At 40.6% G+C, this 20,006-nt stretch carries 22 protein-coding genes and 1 other RNA gene; 12 read left to right on the forward strand and 11 right to left on the reverse strand.

The features are described from left to right. The first annotated feature begins 78 nt into the window (after positions 1–78). The 3 genes from recN (at position 79) to bamE (ending at position 2,849) form a co-directional block, all read left to right on the forward strand. A complete protein-coding gene (gene recN, locus IQR33_RS01290) occupies positions 79–1,743 on the forward strand; it encodes a DNA repair protein RecN (protein ID WP_005383750.1) in 1,665 nt (554 codons plus the stop codon). A gap of 21 nt (positions 1,744–1,764) precedes the next feature. Beyond that, a complete protein-coding gene (locus tag IQR33_RS01295) occupies positions 1,765–2,247 on the forward strand; it encodes a GNAT family N-acetyltransferase (RefSeq protein ID WP_005381636.1) in 483 nt (160 codons plus the stop codon). 242 nt (positions 2,248–2,489) lie between these two features. Next, entirely contained in the window at positions 2,490–2,849 is a 360-nt protein-coding gene (bamE, locus tag IQR33_RS01300; protein ID WP_017820585.1) for an outer membrane protein assembly factor BamE, read from the forward strand. A gap of 101 nt (positions 2,850–2,950) precedes the next feature. Here the strand turns inward: bamE and IQR33_RS01305 are convergent, their stop codons facing one another. Together IQR33_RS01305 and IQR33_RS01310 are read right to left on the reverse strand one after the other, a co-directional pair. Then, positions 2,951–3,310, reverse strand: coding sequence for an RnfH family protein (locus IQR33_RS01305; RefSeq protein ID WP_005381640.1), 360 nt, complete (start codon positions 3,308–3,310; stop codon positions 2,951–2,953). Further along, positions 3,300–3,743, reverse strand: a complete 444-nt coding sequence (locus IQR33_RS01310; RefSeq protein ID WP_005381641.1) for an SRPBCC family protein — start codon at positions 3,741–3,743, stop codon at positions 3,300–3,302. Before IQR33_RS01310 ends, IQR33_RS01305 begins: the two co-directional genes overlap by 11 nt. Positions 3,744–3,862: 119 nt before the next feature. Between IQR33_RS01310 and smpB the strand changes: the two genes are divergently transcribed. From smpB to IQR33_RS01325, 3 genes are all read left to right on the forward strand, one after another. Next, positions 3,863–4,348: an SsrA-binding protein SmpB gene (smpB, locus tag IQR33_RS01315; RefSeq protein ID WP_005381642.1), complete on the forward strand. Its 486-nt coding sequence runs from the start codon at positions 3,863–3,865 to the stop codon at positions 4,346–4,348. A 66-nt stretch (positions 4,349–4,414) separates the two neighbouring features. Beyond that, positions 4,415–4,782: a transfer-messenger RNA gene (gene ssrA / locus IQR33_RS01320) on the forward strand. Positions 4,783–4,947: 165 nt separating this feature from the next. Continuing rightward, positions 4,948–6,186: an integrase domain-containing protein gene (locus IQR33_RS01325; protein WP_193837496.1), complete on the forward strand. Its 1,239-nt coding sequence runs from the start codon at positions 4,948–4,950 to the stop codon at positions 6,184–6,186. A 79-nt stretch (positions 6,187–6,265) separates the two neighbouring features. Here the strand turns inward: IQR33_RS01325 and IQR33_RS01330 are convergent, their stop codons facing one another. Both IQR33_RS01330 and IQR33_RS01335 read right to left on the reverse strand, forming a co-directional pair. Further along, entirely contained in the window at positions 6,266–7,123 is an 858-nt protein-coding gene (locus tag IQR33_RS01330) for an HNH endonuclease (RefSeq protein ID WP_193837495.1), read from the reverse strand. Beyond that, the gene (locus IQR33_RS01335) at positions 7,123–8,640 is read right to left on the reverse strand and encodes an AAA family ATPase (protein ID WP_193837494.1); all 1,518 of its coding nucleotides are present in this window, start codon (positions 8,638–8,640) and stop codon (positions 7,123–7,125) included. Before IQR33_RS01335 ends, IQR33_RS01330 begins: the two co-directional genes overlap by 1 nt. 368 nt (positions 8,641–9,008) lie before the next feature. On the opposite strand from IQR33_RS01335, the gene IQR33_RS01340 reads away from it, so the two are divergent. Genes IQR33_RS01340 through IQR33_RS01350 form a run of 3 tightly spaced genes read left to right on the forward strand, consistent with a single transcriptional unit; the run spans position 9,009 to position 11,813 of the window. Then, positions 9,009–9,470, forward strand: a complete 462-nt coding sequence (locus tag IQR33_RS01340; RefSeq protein WP_193837493.1) for a DUF6932 family protein — start codon at positions 9,009–9,011, stop codon at positions 9,468–9,470. A 10-nt stretch (positions 9,471–9,480) separates the two neighbouring features. Continuing rightward, on the forward strand, positions 9,481–10,710 hold the full coding sequence (locus IQR33_RS01345; RefSeq protein WP_193837492.1) for an XRE family transcriptional regulator: 1,230 nt from the start codon (positions 9,481–9,483) through the stop codon (positions 10,708–10,710). Further along, positions 10,707–11,813 carry a beta family protein gene (locus IQR33_RS01350; RefSeq protein WP_193837491.1) on the forward strand — a complete coding sequence of 369 codons (1,107 nt, stop codon included), beginning with the start codon at positions 10,707–10,709 and terminating at the stop codon, positions 11,811–11,813. The genes IQR33_RS01345 and IQR33_RS01350 overlap by 4 nt, the downstream gene beginning before the upstream one ends. Here the strand turns inward: IQR33_RS01350 and IQR33_RS01355 are convergent. From IQR33_RS01355 to IQR33_RS01380, 6 genes are all read right to left on the reverse strand, one after another. Next, complete coding sequence (locus IQR33_RS01355; protein WP_193837490.1) at positions 11,758–12,348, reverse strand: sce7726 family protein; 591 nt, start codon at positions 12,346–12,348, stop codon at positions 11,758–11,760. The two genes, IQR33_RS01350 and IQR33_RS01355, sit on opposite strands and share 56 nt — an antisense overlap. 206 nt (positions 12,349–12,554) lie before the next feature. Continuing rightward, complete coding sequence (locus IQR33_RS01360) at positions 12,555–13,136, reverse strand: recombinase family protein (RefSeq protein WP_193837489.1); 582 nt, start codon at positions 13,134–13,136, stop codon at positions 12,555–12,557. A gap of 165 nt (positions 13,137–13,301) precedes the next feature. Next, positions 13,302–14,402 (reverse strand): tyrosine-type recombinase/integrase, encoded by a 1,101-nt coding sequence (locus tag IQR33_RS01365; RefSeq protein WP_054700821.1) that lies wholly within the window; start codon positions 14,400–14,402, stop codon positions 13,302–13,304. Beyond that, positions 14,392–14,880, reverse strand: coding sequence for a helix-turn-helix domain-containing protein (locus IQR33_RS01370; RefSeq protein WP_012842096.1), 489 nt, complete (start codon positions 14,878–14,880; stop codon positions 14,392–14,394). The genes IQR33_RS01365 and IQR33_RS01370 overlap by 11 nt, the downstream gene beginning before the upstream one ends. Then, a complete protein-coding gene (locus tag IQR33_RS01375; protein WP_012842097.1) occupies positions 14,873–15,073 on the reverse strand; it encodes a helix-turn-helix transcriptional regulator in 201 nt (66 codons plus the stop codon). Before IQR33_RS01375 ends, IQR33_RS01370 begins: the two co-directional genes overlap by 8 nt. Before the next feature lie 107 nt (positions 15,074–15,180). Then, positions 15,181–16,146, reverse strand: coding sequence for a hypothetical protein (locus IQR33_RS01380; protein WP_228010028.1), 966 nt, complete (start codon positions 16,144–16,146; stop codon positions 15,181–15,183). A 106-nt stretch (positions 16,147–16,252) separates the two neighbouring features. Here IQR33_RS01380 and IQR33_RS01385 point away from each other — a divergent pair, with 106 nt between their 5' ends. Together IQR33_RS01385 and IQR33_RS01390 are read left to right on the forward strand one after the other, a co-directional pair. After that, positions 16,253–16,522: a hypothetical protein gene (locus IQR33_RS01385; protein ID WP_193837487.1), complete on the forward strand. Its 270-nt coding sequence runs from the start codon at positions 16,253–16,255 to the stop codon at positions 16,520–16,522. 385 nt (positions 16,523–16,907) lie between these two features. Next, positions 16,908–17,393, forward strand: coding sequence for a DUF6795 domain-containing protein (locus IQR33_RS01390; protein ID WP_053302978.1), 486 nt, complete (start codon positions 16,908–16,910; stop codon positions 17,391–17,393). 683 nt (positions 17,394–18,076) lie between these two features. Here IQR33_RS01390 and IQR33_RS01395 read toward each other — a convergent pair. After that, positions 18,077–18,640 carry a porin family protein gene (locus IQR33_RS01395; protein WP_005381668.1) on the reverse strand — a complete coding sequence of 188 codons (564 nt, stop codon included), beginning with the start codon at positions 18,638–18,640 and terminating at the stop codon, positions 18,077–18,079. A gap of 398 nt (positions 18,641–19,038) precedes the next feature. On the opposite strand from IQR33_RS01395, the gene IQR33_RS01400 reads away from it, so the two are divergent. Next, on the forward strand, positions 19,039–19,917 hold the full coding sequence (locus IQR33_RS01400) for a LysR family transcriptional regulator (protein ID WP_193843449.1): 879 nt from the start codon (positions 19,039–19,041) through the stop codon (positions 19,915–19,917). Positions 19,918–20,006 lie beyond the last annotated feature (89 nt).

A 20,006-nucleotide genomic window follows, 5' to 3' on the forward strand; every position in this document is an offset into this window, starting at 1 on the left:
CTACCTGACTTTACTGTATAAAGAAACAGTATATACTGTTCCCTTATACAGTATTGTTCAGTTATACAGGTAAATAAAATGCTGGCTCATCTAAGTGTTAATAATTTTGCGATTGTTAAGTCTTTACAACTCGAGCTTTCTAAGGGCATGACCACCATTACAGGTGAAACAGGCGCGGGTAAATCCATTGCTATCGATGCTTTAGGGCTCTGCTTAGGCGGACGAGCCGATGCCGGCATGGTGCGACAAGGTGAAGAGAAAACCGAAGTTAGCGCCGCTTTTTTATTGGACAACAACTTACATGCAACACGTTGGTTAGAAGATAACGATCTGCTAGATGGCAGTGAGTGTATTTTGCGTCGTATTATCACAAAAGAAGGCCGCTCAAGAGCCTTCATTAATGGCAGCCCTGTTCCACTATCACAACTCAAATCTCTAGGGCAGCTACTTATCAATATCCATGGGCAGCACGCTCATCATCAATTGATGAAAAGTGAGCACCAAATGGCCATGCTCGACCAATATGCTGGGCATTTAAACCTACTAAAAAGCACACGAAGTGCTTACCAGCATTGGCGTCAGGCGGATAATAACCTCAAGCAGCTAAAAGAAAATAGCCAGCAAAACCAGGCGCAAAAACAGTTGCTTGAATACCAAATCAAAGAACTGAATGAGTTATCGCTAGGTGAAGAAGAATTTGCAGAGCTCGAGCAAGAGCATAAACGACTATCCAACAGTGGTGAACTCGCCACTACCTGTCAGCAAGCCATCGAACTTATTTACGAAGGTGAAGAAGTCAATGCGCTTGGTATTTTGCAATCGGCCAATCACTCCCTAATTCAATTAGCCGAATTAGATGAAAAGCTATCTGAGCTACCTAACATGCTGTCAGAAGCGATGATTCAACTTGAAGAAACGAAGAATGAATTACGCAGCTACTTAGATGGCATCGATGTTGATCCAGCTCGTATGGCTTATGTAGAAGAACGTTTTTCTAAAGTGATGTCTGTAGCTCGTAAACACCACGTAATGCCAGAAGAACTCTACCAGCATCATCAAGATCTTCTGGCCCAAGTAGAAGCGTTAGATTGCTCCGATGAACGTTTAGATGAACTTGCTCAAGAAGTAGAACACAAGTACCAAAGCTTTCTAACACAAGCAGAAAAACTGCACAAATCACGCAGCCGTTACGCAAAAGAACTGAACAAACTGATCACACAAAGCATGCACGAATTGAGCATGGAGAAAGCAGTATTCAGTATCGAAGTTAGCAATGACAACACGCACCCATCGCCGCTTGGCATGGACAGCGTGTGCTTCTTAGTATCGACCAACCCGGGACAACCATTGCAACCTATAGCAAAAGTTGCGTCAGGCGGTGAGCTATCACGTATCTCTCTAGCTATCCAAGTGATCACCGCTCAGAAAGTAGATACACCAAGTTTAATCTTCGATGAAGTGGACGTAGGTATTAGTGGCCCAACAGCTGCCGTAGTGGGCAAAATGCTACGCAAGCTTGGCGAATCTACTCAAGTATTGTGTGTCACTCACCTCCCTCAAGTTGCCGGATGCGGCCATCAACAAATGTTTGTTGCTAAGCAAACCAAAGCAGGCCAAACCGAAACCCAAATGCACGCATTAGATGAACAACAACGTGTGGCAGAATTAGCTCGCTTACTTGGTGGTAGTCAAATAACCGACTCAACGTTGGCAAACGCAAAAGAACTGCTTATCGCCGCTTAATAAATCGACAAGGGATGAGATATGGATATCAGAGCAATACACAAAACCAACTGCTTAGATCTCATCCCTATTTTTATTGAGTTAGAACATTACTACTTCAAAGAAAAAGCTTCATCAAAACACGATCTGGTCCATTATCTAAAGAGCCAAGTCTTCTCTGAACATTCTGGTGTTAATATCATTGCGGTTTACGATAATGATGACGTCGTAGGCTTTGCATCTTATACCGTCATGTTCCCTGCCCCAAAACTCTCAGGGCAGATGTACTTAAAAGATCTGTTCGTATCTTCGAAGGTTCGAGGAAAAGGGGTTGGTCTCAAGTTAATGAAGTATCTGGCATCTTTGGCGATCAAGTGTGGATGCCAAAGGTTGGACTGGACAGCTGAAAGTAGTAACCCTACCGCAGGTCAGTTTTACCGCTCAATTGGTGCAACACTAATTCATGAAAAAGAGTATTATCGTTTTTCAGGTGATGCATTACGCGAATTCGCCAAAACCGACTAACGAGTCACTAGGCTTTGCTCACCGCTGAAAGCGTCCATCACCCTACTTCCGATTGAAATTTGCTCTTCGTCACCTAACTAATACGTCATGTGGTGACATTTACCGCCTAATATCGGTGAATAAATGCAACTCAACTCAAAATTCGTTGTCAGATTGTCTACCATACGACGCATAGCTTTTTACATCTGCGTCGAGCTTGTTTATTATCAGCGCAGTATTTTAAAGGTTACTAAGAAATTATTATGCAATTAAAGAAGTGGTTAGTTGCCGTACCATTAGCAATGACATTGCTGACAGGATGTTCGGTATTGGAAAGACTGGTTTATCGTATTGATATCAACCAAGGCAACTATGTAGAACAAAGTGCGGTTGATAAATTAAAGTTTGGGATGACTAAAGCACAGGTTCGCTTCGTATTAGGGTCGCCAATGCTTATTGAAAACGGCTATCCAAACACTTGGTATTACATCTATCATCATACTCCTGGCCATGGCGAACCAGTACAGAAAGATCTGATTGTAAACTTTAATGACCAAGGCACACTCGCAGACATCAGTGGTGACTTTCCAAAAAGTGACGCATTTTACGAGCAAATTCAGTAAACTGACTTTTGCAAAAAAACCTCCCGTTTGGGAGGTTTTTTATTATATAGAAATCACGTTAGTCAAACTTTGAGTAACTCACATGAGCTATTGGGTTTATATTAATCCTGCTTATTTTTACGTACAGAACTAGGCTTGCCACCGGTGACTGGGTCTGCACTCCCCTCGGCTTTAGCCTGCTCCGCCCGTTTACGGCGAATCTCTTTCGGATCGGCGAGTAACGGACGATAAATCTCTATTCGATCTCGATCTCGAACGGTCGCATCTAACTTCACGTTACGACTAAACACACCCACTTTGTTCTTGGACAAATCAATTTCAGGGTACAACTCCAATACACCGGATTGTCGAATGATCTCTTCTACCGTTGCGTGATTATTTACCACTAAGTTAAATACACGCTGTTCATGAGGAAGAGCATAGACAACCTCAACGTGAATCATATCTGACTCAATACTCATAACACTCGTAGACCTGTTTTGCGCGTTTAGTAAATGCATTTACCATATTACTAGTAAGCTCGTTAAAAATCTTACCGAAGGCCATCTCAATCATTTTACTTGAGAATTCAAACTCAAGCTTTAGTTCAACCTTGCAAGCTTGTTCATCTAGCGCGGTAAAAATCCAACCACCACGCAACGTCTTAAACGGGCCATCCACCAAGTTCATCATAATTGCCTGACCGGGGATCAACTCATTTGAAGTCGTAAACGTTTTGCTGATTCCAGCCTTCGCCACATCGACAGAAGCCACCATACCATTCCCCGAAGACTCAATGATTCTAGAGCCCGAGCAACCAGGCAGAAATTCAGGGTATTTAGCAACATCATTAACCAGATTGAACATCTGTTCGGCGCTAAAAGACACAAGCGCAGAACGGCTGACTTGCTTCATACATACTCCTATCGATACATGTACAGATTTAAAGCTACTCGCCAATTTTACTTTTATTCCACGATTGCGCAAATAAAAGGATTTCCTATCCGATATCCAACCCGTATAATGACGCTATTATGGCAAAGAAAAAAACGAAACAAAAAGCGGGTAGCAATACTATCGCGCTGAATAAAAAAGCTCGCCACGAGTATTTCATCGATGATGAAATCGAAGCTGGCTTGGAGCTCCAAGGTTGGGAAGTGAAAGCCCTTCGCCAAGGTAAAGCCAATATTTCTGAAAGTTACGTATTTATGCGTGACGGTGAAGCCTTTGTGAGTGGCATGACAATCACTCCTTTAAATCAGGCATCGACACACGTTGTGGCGAACCCTACACGTGTGCGTAAACTACTAATGAGTCGTCGTGAGCTGGATAACCTATTCGGACGTGTAAACCGTGAAGGTATGACATTAACGGCCCTCTCACTGTACTGGTCTCGCTCTTGGGTGAAACTAAAAATTGGCGTAGCAAAAGGTAAAAAGCTGCACGATAAACGTACGGATCTAAAAGAAAAAGACTGGGCAAGAGAAAAAGCACGCGTAATGAAGAGCGCGCTGCGTTAATCTTGACCACTTAAACGCATAGTACTGGACAGCCAATGCTTTTCTGTTACTATGCGAATATTACCTGGGGCTGATTTAGGATTCGACGGGAATTCAGAAGTCTGAGGTGCATGCCGAGGTGCGGTAGGCCTCGTTAACAAACCGCAAAAAAATAGTCGCAAACGACGAAAACTACGCACTAGCAGCTTAATAACCTGCTAAGAGCTCTCTCGCCCTAGCTTCCGCACGTAAGACGGGGATCAACGAGGGATCAAACCCAAACGCGCTAGCCCGGATTCTCCCGCCTGAGAGATGAACGGCGAATTTTAATTCAGGCTAGTCATTCATTAGCGTGTCGGTTCGCAGGTGGGTGGCGAAATTAAAGATCGACTAAGCATGTAGTACCAATGATGAACGGTTTTCGGACGCGGGTTCAACTCCCGCCAGCTCCACCAATTATCATATTAAAGACGTCCTAGGGCGTCTTTTTTATTACCTGTCATAAATAAAAATCAATAACTTAGCATCTTTTGGTGTCTAATGACGTTCTACTACTTCTTTGCTTTATGGGTACACAGAAAGGTACACTAGATTCGGTTCCTTAATTTGATGTACCTATAATGGCAAAAACAACAACACGTCTATCCGATAAAGAAATCAAAGCCGCGAAGCCTAGCGAAAAAGAATACAACCTTTTCGATGGTGATGGACTCCGTTTAAGAATTAAGCCTAATGGCTCAAAACTATGGGTAGTGAATTACTACAGACCGATCACTCGAAAACGAGCTAATCTAAGTTTGGGCAAGTATCCCGATCTTTCTCTGTCAAACGCTCGAAAAGCAACTCTAGAAGCCAAAGAGTTACTCGCACAAGGTATTGACCCTCACGAGGCTAGAAAACGCCAGCAAAAAGAGCATCAGGCTGTCCACCAGCATACTTTTATTAATGTATCTAAAGAATGGTTCGAAATTAAAAAAGATGACGTTACACCAGACTACGCAGTTGATATCTGGCGCTCACTTGAACTACACATCTTTCCTAGTTTATCCAAAATACCAGTTAAGCAAATTACCGCCCCTCAGGTAATAGAACTACTAAAACCTATCGAAGCTAAAGGCAGTTTAGAAACCGTCAAGCGCTTATCTCAACGGCTCAATGAGATTATGAACTTCGCCACTAACTGTGGATTAGTCCCAGCCAATCCCCTTACAGGCATTCGAGCTGCATTTAAGAAGCCAAAGAAAGAAAACATGGCGGCACTCAAGCCAGCAGAGCTGCCTGAGCTAATGGGTGCAATTGCTAACGCAAGTATTAAGCGTACAACTCGCTGTCTAATTGAATGGCAATTACATACCATGACACGCCCTAGCGAAGCCTCTGGCGCAAGGTGGGAGGAGATCGACTTAGACGATAAGATATGGACAATCCCAGCAGAAAGGATGAAGAAGCGTAGAGAGCACCGTATTCCACTAACTGAACAGATGATTGAATTACTCGAAGTTATAAAACCAATTAGCGGACACCGTGAGTACGTATTCCCTTCTGACAGAGACCCTAAAAAACCATGTAATAGTCAAACAGCAAATATGGCGCTCAAACGTATGGGATTTGCGGGTAGATTGGTTAGTCATGGTCTTCGCTCATTGGCGAGTACTACGTTAAACGAGCAAGGTTTTGATAGGGATCTAATTGAAGCAGCTCTAGCTCATGTCGATGATAACCAAGTAAGAAGTGCTTACAACCGAACTGACTACCTAGAACGTCGACGTCCAATGATGTGCTGGTGGAGTGATTATATAGAAGAAGCCGCCAAAGGCAGCCTTTCGGTTACAGGAACTAAGCAATTGAAAGTCATCTAAACGTCAGCACCTTAGGCTCTATTTATGCCTGAGGTGCTTCATTGAATATCGACCAGCTAAATAATTAGCCCAAACAAGTCTACAGGACTTCCATCAAAGATAAGCACATCACCCTTTCCCAGTGATTCACGAACGGCGATGCATCAATCGTACGTTGAAATATGATGCTTTTACTCGTCGCGGCATCTATTGGAACGTCCAACAAAGCTTGATATTGCGCCAGCAAGGTAACAAGTCTTGGCCCTGCTTCCTTTGAAAACCTCAAGGATAAATCGAAATCCTTAAAATGTTTTTCAACTCGTTGCTTCTGTGCATCCTCCCAATGTTCAGGAGGAGAAACAAAGTATTCAATAACGCCTGGCTCATCATCGTTACCTGGTAGGTATCGAGCAAACAACCATTGCTCATTGAAGTAGCGAACATCATCTAAATAAGGCTGTATCACCTGCTCAGCTTCAGTTGCTGCAAAATCCTCGCCTTTACCATCCATATTGCAATCTCGACACGAAGGTACCAAGTTTACAGGTACTATCGAAAACTGAGGAAAGTGTGCCTTAGGCAAGTAATGATCTAGATTTCGAGGGCGACCAATTCCACCACAAAATGGGCACTTCTCATCAGCGGCGATCATCAAAGAGTCATAAACTGCTCGAGCTGGCTTCTTTTTCCCAACTACGTAATTTCCGTACAACTTGATCAAGTCGGATTTCTTTAACTGCCCTAAGACTATAGGGTCATCACCTTCTTGGTTTTGTAGCGGCTGGATAGTATATAGTTCGCCTGTTGCTCCTGAAGCCTCATAAGCTTGTGCTTGTATTTGCAATTCAGTAGTTGCATTATTGACGTTCTGGAGCAAGCCTTTATTCCCTGTGATCCCATCACGACAAAGGGCTAACGCGTCTGGATACGAGTAGACAGGTAATTTAAGTTTCAACATCAACCTTCCCCCCGATCTCGATGTACAACAAGAGCCTTCAATAGCGCTCTCGCTTCAACGCCAAGTTGATCACGATAGCCACCCACTATTTCCTCATAGGTATCGCCGGAAGCAACGGATTTAGCTAACAAATCGTGGAAGCCAGATTTAACAACCTCAAGGCCAAAAACTTCTCTTGTCAAAATACCCACGTTCTCCCCAAATGTCTCAATGGCGGGCCTACGAGGTTCTGTCACCAATCGACAACGATTTATTTTCCAGACACAGCATCGAGGAACCTCTTGAAGCACTACTGGTGAATGTGTAGCGATAATAGAAACACCATTTCTATCAAGAAGTAAGTCAGACAACGCTCGAATAAAAGCAGACAATAATGGTGGATGAAGATGGCTTTCAGGCTCATCAATTAGTACTAGAGTTTTTTCTTCCACCGTAGCAACCAATCGCGTGATGGTTAACAACACCACTGCATGCCCAGAACTCATTTTCTTAATGCGTTTCCGAGCCTTGCTTGTGAGCACTTCACCCGAGTATTCAACTAGTTCTTTTAGCCCCATACCCGCAAAGTTTTCATCAGACTCCAACGTATCAATCGCTTTCAACCACCTGTCTCGCTTTGGTGTTTGGCTTAAACAGGACTTCAGTGCCTGAAGAAAGTCTTCGTGTATATCGTTTAACCCTTTAAGAGAATCATCTCCTTTTTTTAAACCGATGTAGAAATAACATGTCCCTTTAGAGGGATCAGGTTGCTCAGTTGGAGGGGAGAAGGGGTCGAAAGCACTAAACGACACCGACACTAAGCTACTAAAATAGTCCTTACTGATAGGAGCTTCTCTCCAACCTTCTATGTCATAGAACATTACGCCCGGCTGCCCCTTTCCTGTGACAGCTTCAATCATTCCATTGAGCAGCGTAGTTTTTCCAACACCGTTACGGCCGATAATCGCATGAATATTACTGCTCGGTTTATCTTCTACTTTCACTTTAAATGTCAATTCAATACCAGACATTTTAGCTTGATCAGGTCTAACAAACTTAAACTCAAAATTGGTTAGCGGTTTTTTTCCCTCAAGTACTCTAGTGAACTGCCCTTTAATAACAGACAAGCTAACATCTCTAAGTAAAGACGTTCGAAAAACATCCTCATCCTGAGCAATTTCTATAAGCGCTGGCGCATGAGCTATATCCTTGAGAGCCTTAAGTAACGAGACTTTAACTGGTTCTGATAAATTCGAAATTTTTTGATAGTAGTCGACATCCTGACCAACTGAAAAGTATCCCTCTGGTAGGAAATCAAACACACCTCCTAAAGTGGAGTAGGTCGATTTTTCAATTGATTGTCCCTGAAAGCCAATCTTAACGTTTCCAATTTCGTGAAGTTCGCCCTTTTGATCATACAGTGACAAGTAAAACATCGTGACGAATGAAAAGTCATTCCAATGGTCGACAATTAGATAAGCAGTATTAACCCCAGATGAAGGAATGCGCTGATTTCTAGATAAAATAACAATTTTCATATTATTCTCCGACACTAGCTCTGATACTCAATACAAAGTTGTGTCAAAAGTAAGGTCAGTATAAGTTGATAAAGTGGATGGACTAAAGAGTATGGAAAAGTCAATCAGTGAGCAATACAATGCATACAAATCTAAAGCTACTACCGAACTTACTACTGATGGGTTATTGATTATTAGATAAGAACTCTGCTCTGGATACCAGTTTTCTCCAAGTTAGTAGCAGTCGCTATTCACATACTTTTTTGTTTTTTCCCCACAACTACCTTCATTTTCTATTGGTACTTCTCAATATTGGCTTCTTATCACGAAGTAATGATTCAATTCGTGATATACAACTATATTATATTCAACCAATCTAACCCATAAGAATGTCCATAGTCTTCACTGAGCTTCCCTTAGCACCATGGCCTGTTTTACAGGAAGGCATCCACAAACTAAGCCTTGAAGAGTTTCGAGAAGTGTTTGTGTTTAATCCACATAGAAGAAAGCAGTTTGATGGCTTAATTGATGCGATGAAAGCGCTTAAGCAAGCAGGTTGCTCTAAAATCTATATTGATGGTAGCTACGTAACTAAGAAGCCAACTCCAGGAGATTACGATGCATGTTGGGATGCTGGAAATGTAGATCCAAGTAAACTTGATGCAGTCTTTTTGGATTTCTCTGACGGAAGGGCATCACAGAAGGCTAAATATGAAGGTGAGTTTTTCCCAGCTCACTGCTTTGCCGACAATAAACAAACCCCCTATACGGAATTTTTTCAACAAGAAAAGCATTCTGGTTGCCGCAAGGGAATTGTCCTTCTTGAACTAAGCGATGAATTAGATAGTTAGGATATATGCGATGATACTTAACGACTCAGAATTGAAGTTTACTGAAGAGTCTCTTTCAAAACTTAAAGAGGCACTAGGGTTCCTAAATAACGATTCATCATGGCTAGCTGAAGTCCAGAAGGACTCTATTCACAGTCAAATACTAGAACTAGAAGAAGAAATTAGAAGTTATCAGCGCCTAAAAGGTGGTCTTCTAGATGAATTATCTACTTTAAATGTTAACGCTTTAGCTAATTACCTTATTAGTGCTCGTATTGCTAAAGGAATCAGCCAAGAGCAATTAGCGAAGTATTTAAACATTCCTGAAGTTAGATTTAAAGCATTAGAGTCAAGTAATTACTCTGGCGTGAGCTTATCGAGAGCTTTAAAAGTAGCAGAATACATTGGGCTGGATATTCAAAAAATTGTTGATGATTGTGGAGATACGATCTTTGAATCTGATGAAGGCACTGACTTTCAGTGGGATACCCTCCCAATCAAAGAAATGCTAAAGCGCGGATGGATTTCAGCAGGAAGCAATATAGTTGAAGAGGCTAAAAGCTTTATCCAAGGCGCATTTGGCTATGGGCTACAACCTGCACTACATCGAAAAACTAGCTATGCAGGAAAGCCTGCCCATAAGACATCATTGATAGCATGGCAAGCTAAGGTCTTATCAAGTGCAGAACATTTGATTAAATCAAAGGAAATACCTACTTTCGAACTTAATGACTCTTGGCTCCCTGAACTTGTTACTCTTAGTAAAGAAGACAGTGGACCTCTAATCGCTCGTTCTTTTCTTGAAAGCAAAGGCATTATTTTGGTTTTTGAACCACACCTAGAGGGGACGTTTTTAGATGGGGCGGCAATGTTATCCGAGGAAGGGAACCCCATTGTTGGTATGACGTTACGTTACGATAGGGTCGATAATTTTTGGTTTGTGTTGATGCATGAACTTGGGCATGTCTTTTTACATCTGTCCAAGTTTGGACACGAGTTTGTTGATGAAAATGTTGGTGAAATCGTTGATGGTCTAGAAGGGCAAGCTGATAAATTTGCTTTAGATAACTTGATTCCTCCAAACACATGGAAAACAGCTGTATCGAGAGTTATACCAACTAATGCAGCAATAATTGGTGACGCAAAGAGAATCGGTGTTCATCCAGCGATAATCGCCGGGAGGTTACGCCGGGAGAAAAATGACTACACAAAATTTAATGACTTGGTCGGTTATGGAAAAGTGAGAGGACTGTTTGAATGATTGATGAGTTAGGTTCCTATAAAAAGTACCTTCCAATACTGAAATGGAGACAAGGTGAATACCAAGCTTTACTTCGGTTAGATCAAACAGTGAAAAAGAACTTATACCCGCTCTTTGTCATACCTCCAGTAGAGTTTGACTTTGAAGAACAGAAACCCAAAAAAACAGCAGAGCAACATGTAGAAAAATTAGCGAAACGTTACAAAGAAAAGTGGGGAGAGCTACCATCATTAGTTGATATAGACTCTAGTCTACATTTAGATAATGTAAAAGATGGACGCACAATCCCCGAGTTCATCTTTGATGAACTAAAGTCAGTAAATGGTCACTTTTCACCAGTAATTCAATTGGGCTACGACGGTAGTTATGTTAATGCAGTAAAAAAAAGTTGGTTTGAATGCTCTCACGGGGTTGGTTTTAGAGTGTCCTTAGATGAACTAGCTGACCCGACTAGTCATACTCAAATACAACAATTGCTGTTAAAGATTGATTGCACACCGCCAAACACAGATCTGATTGTTGATTTTAGAAAAGGTGCGGAATACCAACCTACAGAAGATGCTGTTTTCATGCTTTCTGTTTTACTTGGACAACTACCCGATATATCGGAATTCCGGTCAATATACGTGGTCGGAACTTCACTCGAACTAGATCTTGTGAAAAAACCTGGAGCAGAACAAAAGCGAAGTGATTGGATATTTTATAAATCACTACACACAGCAATAAAAGCGGATTTTCCTAATTTGGGTTTTGGTGATTACACCATTGAAACTCCAGAATTTAGCTCTATCGACATGCGAATGATGAAACCTGCCGCTAAACTCGTGTATTCCTATGAAGATAAATGGATTATCTACAAAGGAGGGGCCTTTAGAGATGCCCCCTCACAAATGAAAGATCTTTGTGCTCAATTGGTTAAAGATCCACAGGGATATTTCTACGGTGAGAATTATTCTAAAGGGGATAAAAAAATCTATGATTGCTCGCAGGGTAAATGCGGCACTGGCAACTTGAGTACTTGGAAAGAGGCTGCAGTTAGCCATCACCTTACGCTAGCTGTGTATCAGAGCGCCAATTTGAACGGTTTTCAAACGTTAACTTAATATTCTTAACCAATTCATCTATGTTAATTTGGTTAACAAGAACCTTATATAGATCGAGCCTTGTTCCTCTTCGAATGTTAGATGGAACTCCTAGCTTTTCTAGTAGAGCTTGAGTTTCATCTTTCCAAAGAAGATGGGCTACATTTATAGCTTCTACATTAGGGTTCTTCTTTGTTTTTCTTATAGTTTTGAAGTGTATCGCGCCTTTGCTTCCTTTTTCCGCAACGATAACCCCAACCCACTCCGGAGCCATATCAAAGATTTCATTCAAATGATTTGGCGCAACAACTACGGTCAGTTTTTGCAAGGTTTTTAAGTAAGTATCTAACTGATCACTAAAACGAATAAGAGTGTCTTTTGAGCTTTTTATTTCATAACCATGAATACATCCGTTAACAACAGCTATATCGACTCTGTTTGAACCATGCATAAGGCCTAATTCGTCGATTACGAGAGTCTGCTTGTCTGCATGCTGGTGCTTTAGCTTTTTCTTATGAAAAGCTTTTCTTATCTCCAAATCGTTAGTGGCAAACATCTTTCTTTATCTCAACTGAGTATTACAACTTATAATCGCTTCTAATATCTATTCTACATTAATTTCATTGAATCTAGCAGTCTGATACTGTTACGTCAGCTCTAAGCTCCAACATTTACCATCCAAGTACACGGTAAACTTGCTAGGGGTGAAATATAGCATGTTACAACAATACTCAAATGCATTAACAACCAGATTTAGTAGAGTTAGTTATCTATAACTTCTTTGTTCCAATGCCTTTTTACTGTAGCTATTCCCAATTCCAACTCATGAGATGTTTTAGATTGTGATAAACCTTCAGCTTTTTTTGCTTGAACCAAGCGAGTAGTACTATAGGCCTTTGGTCTACCTAGTTTTTTTCCTTGGGCTTTTGCTCGTTCTATCCCTTCCTTTGTACGCTCTCGAATCCGATTGCGCTCAAACTCTGCAAACGCGGAAAACATCTGTAGCATCAACTTCCCTTCAGCACTTGATAAATCCGCAACTGGCAGGTCTAAGCAAACAACCGTTACACCTTTTTCAGTGAGCAGGTTAATAGTGTTTTGGACGTCAATATTATCTCGCCCCAAACGGTCTAGCTTTAAGACCACCAGCATATCTCCGTTTTCCATTTGATGGTTGATTAACAGCTTAAACTTCTCTCGTTTCATCGCCTCGACCGAACCGGAAACCGTTTCGCTAATAACACGTGAATCACTCACTTCATACCCTTTCTGACGAATAGCAATGATTTGGTTTTCTGTAGATTGTTCGGTTGTAGAAACACGACAATAAGCAAATATACGCATTGGTTACTCATTCTTAGTTTTGGTATCAAATACTGGGGCATCATATACCTTTGGTATCATAAATCAACAACCCTATTTTAATGATACCTACAAAGTAAAATAAAAGCTGGTATCAACATACGAATGTTTTTTGATACCAGCTTGGTCAGAACAATTTGATGGGTATTACTTGTTTCCCATCATTTGTTGAAACTGCATAAATTGCTTGAACTGCTCTTCCATATCTGGAGCAGTGTTTTCAGCTGGCTTAGCTAGCTTTCGCAATAACTCTGCTTGCTTGTAATCAGGCACATCACCATAGCTGTAAAAACTAGTCAGCACACTTTCATGCCCTAAGTTTTGGCTCCATGCCTTGAACTCTTCAGGTGTTCGGCAAAGCCGCTCGCCCAATCGCACCAAAGTGTTCCGGAAACTGTGAGGATTAAAGTAAGGCAACCCAGCAGCTTCAAAGGCTTGTGCAAAAGATTTGCGGATTGGGTTCGCGTTGCTCCAATGCTCTTCAAGTAAACCAATAACCTCAAACTGCTGGTTAGCGTTATGTGCCAACTTAGTTTTAGGAAACAACGGCGAGTTTTGCTTGAAACCTAGCTCCTGAACCAAATAATCAATCCATTCACTCAAAATCTTTAGTGGCAGCTCGCCGACAGGAAAAAAGTATGTTGTGAATGTTTTGCTGAACTTTGTATTCACATCCCTTGCGTCCTGATAAAAGCTTTGTTCAACAAGGTCAATATGTTTTATCTTTGCTGAAGCAACCGCTCCGTCCCTTGCTCCTGTTAAGATAACGAATGCCATTAAAGCTCTATCACGCATTTCAATGACCGTCGAGCAAGGCATAAGCTCCAAGGTTTGCTTGATCTGTTCTATCGTGGCCACATTTCTCTTACGCTTTGCGTTAGCGATACGCGTATCTTTTTCCGATAAGTTGAAATATTCAATATCACTGTAATTGATTTTTGATCTATACCCTTTTTGCGTAACCAGATATTGGAAGAACGACTTCAAGTGACGAGTTGCTGTCAGCACAGTTGCTTTACTTAATGTCTCACCTGTAGAAATGGACTTTTTGCTGAGAAGGTGCTTCTTAAACCCAATAGCGTGCTTCGCCCTAAACTTCTTAAAATCAACATAACCAGTATATTCCTCAAAGCGATTAACTGACTTAAGAACGCCATCAATAGTTGAGTCATCTAAGCGCTTAGCTTCCTTTAAATACTTGGTAAATTCATAGATAATTCGTGCATTATTTGTACTATTACTTTTCATCACTAAAAACTCCATTGAAAGGACAATTTAAGAGGTTTTGTCCTCTTAGGATTAAGTGTTTTTCAGCTATCGGTAATTTACCCTCAAGTTCGAGCCAAATATCATTCACTTTTCGCCACGAAACATACTTGTTCATTCGACATCCACACTCTTCACACAAGCCTGTCATGTGAGCCATTCCTGCGGGTTTAGCAATGAAAAACACTGACTCAATGCTTGGTTTCATTGGTTGTTTACATCGAAAACAGCACATCTCATGCTCTTCGCAGTCGAACATAATTGCTTTGCGCTTTTGTTTAAAGTGAACCTTCAAATCGGCACCATTTATTAATAGTGGGCGTTTTTTATCGACTACAGGTAAACCAACACGAATCCAATTACGCACTGTTTTAGGGTGAACCCCTAACGTTTCACTGATATCAATAACGGTATAGTTGCGATTGCTTTTTATGCAATTAGGTGAATTTCGTTTAGTCATTATCAACCGCCTTAGATGCAGAAACGCAAGCATCGAGCCATTTTTCAATATCGACTTTTAGCCATCCAACTGCACGTTCTCCTAGTGAAATAGATAGCGGAAAACTTCCCTGAGACATGCGCAAATAGATAGTACTGCGAGATAGACCTGTCATATCGATAACTTCAGGTAAACGAATGATTTTATGAGACATAAAAAAACCTCTTGGTTGTTCATAGGACAGCCGAGAGGTTATTGAAATGAAGCTTGGTAAATCCGAATTCGGAAAACAAAATTCCTAATTAGAGTATGCTCATTAGGTCATTTTTGTCTTTTTTCTATCGCTTCATCTACTTGGTTCAATATGTTACGAATAGAGTCATCAGAAACAGGGGCACCTATCTGTTCTGTCATAAGTTTCACAGACGAAGTAACTCCTCGAGCTCCGGGATCAATTTTCAACTGCTTACAAAGTGCCCCGATGAGAACAAGCAATGTATTACGCTCTCTCGAGTGAAGTGTTTTTTCCACTTTAGGCTTCTTTGACTTGTCTTCTGTTTGTTTCCCTAAACCCTCTTCACTTTGTGATTCAACAAACCTCAAAAGCTCAGTTTTTTTGATAACCAGTTGATGCTCATACTCACCAAGCTCATGGCTATCCTCAAAAACATAATCAAGACTTGGCTGACTTTTAAACCTTTCCAGTGCTGCCGCTGACTCAGCTTTCTCAGCCTTAAAAATCATTTCTTTTATCTCATGATCTCTACTAAAGATTAGATCCATGAGAGTAATACCTTCGTAGCACAAGGGCGGAAATATCATAGCTAAGAAAGAATGTTTCTTCTTATCGCCGGGAAGTGGTTTTAACACTGTTTGAAGCTTATATACTTGATCACCTTGAGCTAAAAAGACCCCATTGGTGTCCCCTCCGTCAAATGCAGGTTGACTTGAGGAGTTTTGGAATTGCTTCAAAACAGATGATGACTCCATGCCTATCATGGGCAAATCCCAAACACCACCAATGACCTGAACCTTCTCATCAAAAGCTATCCATTTACTTGTATCAGTTTTAAATGAGATATCAGAACTTCGCTCATTGCCCATAAGAGTACATCGCCCCGCGAGGGCATAAGCTTGGTTTATCAATCGAACCGATATAGTTAAATGCCCATCTAGAGCTAACTGACATATATCCGTCAAGACAACAGACTCCCCTAGCAAATCTGTTACGAATTTTGCTGACTCTTCTAGTGTGAAGAGTTCTCTTAGATTTAATAACTTGCTCATTTGACGCTTGTTTCGACCTTGCATAGCCCCTACATAAAGGGATGGATGATACAACATTGTCTTATGCTAAGTAGAACTAACGTAAATAGGAGGAAATATACGGAAATTGAAACAATTTTTAGGGGATGGTCAAGAAATGGGTACACCACAAGGTACACCAACAAAAATCAAACCAACCAATACCATTAAAAATCATATACTAAAGATGCAGATTCAAATTACGCCAGCCCACCAAACGTTTGGAAAAGGCCACCTTCGGGTGGCCTTTTTTGTATCAACTAAAATAGTCTCTTTTTTCAAACATTCATGCTTTCTGAAATCTTACTACATAGATTACCGCATACCTTTGGCCCATGTAGGTTTACAAACTCGTTGAGTATTAATCAGTAAACAAGAAGTTCATAAGTACTAATCAAAAAGGCAGAGAGCATGGTACTAAAAGCCCTGCAACTTAAAAGTCTTCTGCTTACCTATCCTTTCTAAGAGATAACTAGATCTAAGTCTAAAGTCTATACTCATCTCCCTCGATGAATTGATTGATGTATTCATTGTTAGTCCCTACTCGCTTGTTTCATTACAACTCTATAGATGTAATGACTACAAACAGTAGTTACAAAAAATAATGTAACTCTAATCACAAAGTTAACCTTAGATATTGAACAGAAACACAACATATATAGATTTTTAAATTTCAAAATGAAAATATTGTTGTGAAAAATTAAGTTGCTGGAATTATTACAGTCATATTAGTGAGCATTGTAATGAATTTTGAAGAAAGTAAATTGAATGACGAACACGTTAATCAATACACACCGCAAATCAATGGTGTGTTAACAAAGAAAGGAAAACCACTTAGTAGCCTAAAGGTTAGCCTTAGTATTGGTTTAAGCATGTCAGGGAAATCAATAGACTTATCAACATTCACAGACAGTACTGGTCGCTTTGAGTTTTCTCCAGTCTATGAAAATAAAGACGTCATAAGCACTCCTCTCATTGATCGCTATGTAACTATTGTTTTAGTCGCAGAACTCAGCAATGATGAAAGTACTATTATTTGGGAAGGAAGCTTTGATGGTTATAAAATAGAGGATTACGTAAAAAATAACATGGCTAACCTTGCTTGTGACACTGAGAACCCTCTTAAGTACTTTGCTTTTTCAATTGATGATGAAGAAAACGATGACTACTACGTGAACAGCCAATGTAACTTATTTGGTTATATAGACTCTGACTTGTATGGAAATTAAATAATGCACTCATGATGCAACTCCAGTTCCTATGCCTCCTCTTTGGCCATTCATTCACGGGGGCATTGAGTATCGGTTAGAAGGAGGTTCTGGTATCGACTTCCACGCTCATGGACTAGGAAAAAATCTGTTCCGGGTTATGTCAATAACGCTACAAGTAATGAGTGATCGGCACTACAATCTAAGCCTTAAACTTATCTAGAACGCAACGTATTTCTTGACTTCAACAAGAGATATAACGCTCGGATGACTGATGGTTGGGTAAGTAAAATAGTCTCTTCAACTTTGACTTTACTAAGAATTTCAGGTCTGGGTCATATAATACAACAGATGCGACCGTAGGCCTTGCTACTTGGGTTCAATTAGCTAATTTCAGAGCTAAAAAATGAACGTAACGAACACGTACGCGGTATTATAGGCCACATAAATGTAATGTCAGGCAATGCGGAAATTAACCTATCTAATATTACTTGTAGAGCAATAAAGCTTTGTTTTTCAAGGTTAGTAAAAAGGCTAGACAGTCATGCTAGTAACGTATTAAATACCCTGGAGTAACAATAAAATAAATTAGCCATCGTTTTATATATACGCTTCATCGGTCTTAAATTATTTGAATGATAAATAATAAAAGTGCGAAGCTATTTTGCTTCGCACTTTTATTGAGTCCAGCACGGCTAACTATATTAGAAGCGATACTCTACACCTAGTGATGCTTGGTTAAAGTCTGTTTCCGTGTTTGCACCGTTCGCGACATTCTCCGCATTGAGTTCTACGTCGTACCACATATATTCTGCGTTAACTAAGAAGTTATCAGTAACTTTAAAACCCACACCGGCACCAGCGAATACACCTTCATCATCTTTGTTGCCTTGGAAGCCCGCAACGTTGTAATCCGTCGAGTACCACATTTGACCGCCTTTTGCGTAAAGGTCGACACGATCAGCAATGGGAGCGGTAACTTTTAGAGCCGCTGTATAGCCGTCCGTTTCGGCATTTGCTAGGTTATTACCATAGCTACCGAAATCAATGTAACCACCTTCCAACGCTAAGTAAGGATTAAAACGGTAACCAACTAAACCTTGAATAACATCGCTGTCATCATCAAAGTCATCTTGTCCATCAACTTTTAAGTAACCGTAGTTGGCGCCAACATATACACCATGATCGTTGGAGTCCGCAGCATGTGATAAAGTACTAAACGTTGCTAAAGAAAAAAGGCTAATCAAAGTAACAACATTGCTTTTCATTTCGTTCTCCTAATATAAGTTCCATTGAAGGTTCGAATAGTAAAGAGCAAATGCAATGCCAACTTTAAATTAATGAAAAATATATTTAATTTTATAGAATACTGACAATCCTCTAAAGAACGCCGAACAAAAACAGAAAAAAAGATCTGTCTGTTTACTTTATATAAACAATACTAAATTGAGGTTAATCGATGATGTGAAAAAGATTCTTGTCAATTTGTAGATTTTTCAAAGAAATTAAATAAACATCTAAAATACTCTTGTAGATTAATCAGTCAAAAAACGCTTAGCTAGTTTTTATAAGAAAGGAAGCTAATCACACATACGTTGCATCTTACTTTGCTTCAAGCCGTGAATACTCTACTCTTTGCCTAAGCAGAGTTTAATGGAACTGAAGTATGTTAAAAGGCAGTGAATACCCTTCTATTCGAGCATTAAGGACGTTTGTCGCGGTCTCTAATTACCTCAGTTTCTCTAAAGCAGCGGATGCCCTATGTATTACGCAAAGCGCAGTAAGCAAACAAATCGCATCGCTGGAGCAATTGGTGGGTTTACCTTTAATACAAAGAAGGGCGAGTGGTATTGAGTTAACCGAAGAAGGCAAGCGTTATCTGCCGCAAGTCACAGAAGCTTTGGAGCTTATTCAGCATGCAACTGCCAACTTAATCCAGTCAGATTCAAAGCAAGAATTACTCACCGTGGACGTAACCCCTTCTTTTGCCAGTCTTTGGTTGATACCTAATATTGATGACTTCCACCAGCAACATCCTAACATCCGAGTAAGAGTCTGTACTGGGGATGGGAACGTCAAAGATTCGAGCAACGAAAGTGACTTACATATTCGCTGCCTTCCATTATCCACGCATTATGAATACAGCCACTTACTATGCGAAGAAATACTACTATTGGTCGGTACTAACGCTCCTGCACTCAAGAATGTGCACGCTGTTAGCGACTATCCGCTGATACCTCAAATCACTCGTCCTCAGTTGTGGGAGCAATTTAAGGCGGCACATGCAGTAGAATCAACCGTTACCTATCACTCTGTAGGCTTTGAACATTTTTACCTAGCTTACGAAGCCGTCAAAATGGGAAAAGGACTCGCCTTACTTCCTGATTTTATGGCGCAGAATTCTATTTTAAGAGGGGATATCCAACATATTCTCAACCTAACTTTACAGAGTGGTTATGGTTATTACGTGATGATCCCGAATTATCGCCTATCGGCTAAGAAAGTGGCGGCGTTTTACGAATGGTTGAAGAGCAAACTAAGTTAATGTTGTTTCTTTAAGCTCGTTTAGGTAAACCAAAACAACTCAAAGACTTCGGTATCTGTCTGCTCAAATTTATGGCATTCTCATCCATA

The organism is Vibrio sp. OPT46 (assembly GCF_015163535.1).
Lineage (GTDB): Bacteria > Pseudomonadota > Gammaproteobacteria > Enterobacterales > Vibrionaceae > Vibrio > Vibrio alginolyticus.

Excerpts from the sequence above, each read along its gene's own strand:
- IQR33_RS01330 (WP_193837495.1), bottom strand. The coding sequence starts at position 7,123 with ATGTTGAAACTTAAATTACCTGTCTACTCGTATCCAGACGCGTTAGCC.
- IQR33_RS01380 (WP_228010028.1), bottom strand. The coding sequence starts at position 16,146 with ATGAGCAAGTTATTAAATCTAAGAGAACTCTTCACACTAGAAGAGTCA.
- bamE (WP_017820585.1), top strand. The coding sequence starts at position 2,490 with ATGCAATTAAAGAAGTGGTTAGTTGCCGTACCATTAGCAATGACATTG.
- IQR33_RS01400 (WP_193843449.1), top strand. The coding sequence starts at position 19,039 with ATGTTAAAAGGCAGTGAATACCCTTCTATTCGAGCATTAAGGACGTTT.
- IQR33_RS01335 (WP_193837494.1), bottom strand. The coding sequence starts at position 8,640 with ATGAAAATTGTTATTTTATCTAGAAATCAGCGCATTCCTTCATCTGGG.
- IQR33_RS01325 (WP_193837496.1), top strand. The coding sequence starts at position 4,948 with ATGGCAAAAACAACAACACGTCTATCCGATAAAGAAATCAAAGCCGCG.
- IQR33_RS01355 (WP_193837490.1), bottom strand. The coding sequence starts at position 12,348 with ATGTTTGCCACTAACGATTTGGAGATAAGAAAAGCTTTTCATAAGAAA.
- IQR33_RS01395 (WP_005381668.1), bottom strand. The coding sequence starts at position 18,640 with ATGAAAAGCAATGTTGTTACTTTGATTAGCCTTTTTTCTTTAGCAACG.
- IQR33_RS01310 (WP_005381641.1), bottom strand. The coding sequence starts at position 3,743 with ATGAAGCAAGTCAGCCGTTCTGCGCTTGTGTCTTTTAGCGCCGAACAG.
- IQR33_RS01350 (WP_193837491.1), top strand. The coding sequence starts at position 10,707 with ATGATTGATGAGTTAGGTTCCTATAAAAAGTACCTTCCAATACTGAAA.
- IQR33_RS01305 (WP_005381640.1), bottom strand. The coding sequence starts at position 3,310 with ATGAGTATTGAGTCAGATATGATTCACGTTGAGGTTGTCTATGCTCTT.
- IQR33_RS01370 (WP_012842096.1), bottom strand. The coding sequence starts at position 14,880 with ATGACTAAACGAAATTCACCTAATTGCATAAAAAGCAATCGCAACTAT.
- IQR33_RS01340 (WP_193837493.1), top strand. The coding sequence starts at position 9,009 with ATGTCCATAGTCTTCACTGAGCTTCCCTTAGCACCATGGCCTGTTTTA.
- IQR33_RS01365 (WP_054700821.1), bottom strand. The coding sequence starts at position 14,402 with ATGAAAAGTAATAGTACAAATAATGCACGAATTATCTATGAATTTACC.
- recN (WP_005383750.1), top strand. The coding sequence starts at position 79 with ATGCTGGCTCATCTAAGTGTTAATAATTTTGCGATTGTTAAGTCTTTA.
- IQR33_RS01360 (WP_193837489.1), bottom strand. The coding sequence starts at position 13,136 with ATGCGTATATTTGCTTATTGTCGTGTTTCTACAACCGAACAATCTACA.
- IQR33_RS01295 (WP_005381636.1), top strand. The coding sequence starts at position 1,765 with ATGGATATCAGAGCAATACACAAAACCAACTGCTTAGATCTCATCCCT.
- IQR33_RS01375 (WP_012842097.1), bottom strand. The coding sequence starts at position 15,073 with ATGTCTCATAAAATCATTCGTTTACCTGAAGTTATCGATATGACAGGT.
- smpB (WP_005381642.1), top strand. The coding sequence starts at position 3,863 with ATGGCAAAGAAAAAAACGAAACAAAAAGCGGGTAGCAATACTATCGCG.
- IQR33_RS01390 (WP_053302978.1), top strand. The coding sequence starts at position 16,908 with ATGAATTTTGAAGAAAGTAAATTGAATGACGAACACGTTAATCAATAC.
- IQR33_RS01345 (WP_193837492.1), top strand. The coding sequence starts at position 9,481 with ATGATACTTAACGACTCAGAATTGAAGTTTACTGAAGAGTCTCTTTCA.